Here is a 1,850-nt window from a genome sequence, read left to right on the forward strand (position 1 = left end):
GGAGTCGCTCGCCGTCGCCTACCGGGACGGGACCGGTCAGTGGCAGGCCCTGCGTCCGGACTTCGTGTTCTTCCACGAGACCGCGGGCGGGCAGATCGTCGCGGACATCGTGGACCCCCACGGCCACCACCTGTCCGACGCCCTGCCGAAGCTGCGCGGTCTGGCCGACTTTGCGGAACAGCACAGCAGCGACGTCCGCCGAATCGAGTCCATTGCGGAGACCGACGGCGAGCTCCGGGTCCTGGACCTGACCAAACCCGCCGTCCGCGATGCCGTGCGAGGAGCCCAGGACGCCAAGGCCCTCTACGAGGCGGCCCCGCGGTACTGAATCGGCCGACGTCGTACCGTGCCACCCTTGGAGGACCCATGACCGACCCTCACGACGAGACCCTGGCCCAGCTGCGCGAGTTCATCGCCGAACGTGACTGGGCCCGGTTCCACACCCCGGCCAGCCTCGCCAAGTCCATCAGCATCGAGGCCGCGGAGCTGCTCGAGCACTTCCAGTGGACGGAGGACGGCGCGGACATGGACGAGGTGCAGGACGAGCTGGCGGACGTGCTGACCTACGCATTCATGTTCGCGGACCACATGGGTTGGGACGTGGATGAGATCATCCAGGCCAAGCTGGTGAAGACGCGGATCAAGCACCCGGTGCCGACAGGCGGGGACGAGGAGGCGACGTCGTCATGACCGACCACAACCCCGGGTACACGTTGGAACGCCTGCCGTTCAAGGGCGCCCTTCCCCCCGAGCAGGAGAAGAACGCGCGCATGCGGGACTGGCCCGCCGTGTACGTGATCGACAATGAGAAGCAGGTCTACGTCGGCGAGACGACGAACATCGTCGCCCGACGAGGACAGCACCACATGGATCCGCGCAAGGCTCGCCTGACGACGATGCGCGTGGTGCTCCATGACGAGTTCAACAAGTCCGCCGCCCTGGACCTGGAGCGCTACCTCATCCAGATGCTCAGCGGCGACGGCGCTCGCGAGGTCCTGAACCGCAACGCCGGCATGACGGAGTCGGACTACTACGACCGCACGCGCTACCAGGAGATGTTCGCGGACATCTTCGAGCGGCTGCGGGCGGAGAAGGTGTTCAGCCGCTCCCGCGAGCAGATCCTCAACAGCACCCTGTTCAAGCTCTCTCCCTTCAAGGTGCTCACGCCGGAGCAGGAGGCATCGCTGCGGCACATCATCCAGCTGCTCGTCGCCGATGACGACGTCGATCGCGGCCCGCTCGTCATTCAGGGCGGCCCCGGCACCGGCAAGACGGTGGTGGGCGTGTTCCTGGCGAAACTGCTCGTGGACCTCGCGAACCTCACGGAGGAAGACGTCGAGGTGGACCTCAGCTCCGACCACGACTTCTTCGACCTGTTCACCCACGCCAACCGGAACGCCCTGCTGCGCGGCACCGAGGGCCGTGGTCTGCGCATCGGGATCGTCGTCCCGCAGCAGTCCCTCCGCCAGTCCCTCAAGCGTGTCTTCCGCCGGACGCCTGGGCTGCACCCGTCCATGGTGCTGTCCGTGTGGAACGTCGGAGACGCGGAGGAGCGCTACGACATCCTGATCGTTGACGAGGCCCACCGCCTCGGTCTGCGCTCGGCGCAGTCCAACGGCGCCCTCAACAACAAGTACACGGCCATCAACCAGCGGCTCTTCGGCGACGACGACGTCTCCCACACCCAGCTCGACTGGATCACCCAGCAGGCCAGGGACGTCGTCCTGCTCGTGGACCCGCGCCAGACGGTGCGTCCGGCCGACCTCGACGCCGCGACGATGGACGCCCTCCTCGCGCGGGCGCACGCCGAACACCGTCACCACGCGCTGGTGTCACAGCTCCGCGTCAAG

2 protein-coding genes and 1 pseudogene are annotated in these 1,850 nt (G+C 67.3%); all 3 read left to right on the forward strand.

The annotated features are described in order from the left end of the window. Window positions 1-328, forward strand: a pseudogene (locus ACFWJO_RS37420) (hypothetical protein); the annotation flags it as partial. Between the two features lie 38 nt (window positions 329-366). Then, window positions 367-690 (forward strand): nucleotide pyrophosphohydrolase, encoded by a 324-nt coding sequence (locus ACFWJO_RS37425; RefSeq protein ID WP_101967490.1) that lies wholly within the window; start codon window positions 367-369, stop codon window positions 688-690. Next, on the forward strand, window positions 687-1,850 hold a 1,164-nt coding region (locus tag ACFWJO_RS37430), incomplete at its 3' end, for a DNA/RNA helicase domain-containing protein (RefSeq protein ID WP_386872583.1). The genes ACFWJO_RS37425 and ACFWJO_RS37430, both read left to right, overlap by 4 nt.

Origin of the sequence: Streptomyces sp. NPDC127092 (assembly GCF_042722475.1) — a bacterium.
Taxonomy (GTDB): domain Bacteria; phylum Actinomycetota; class Actinomycetes; order Streptomycetales; family Streptomycetaceae; genus Streptomyces.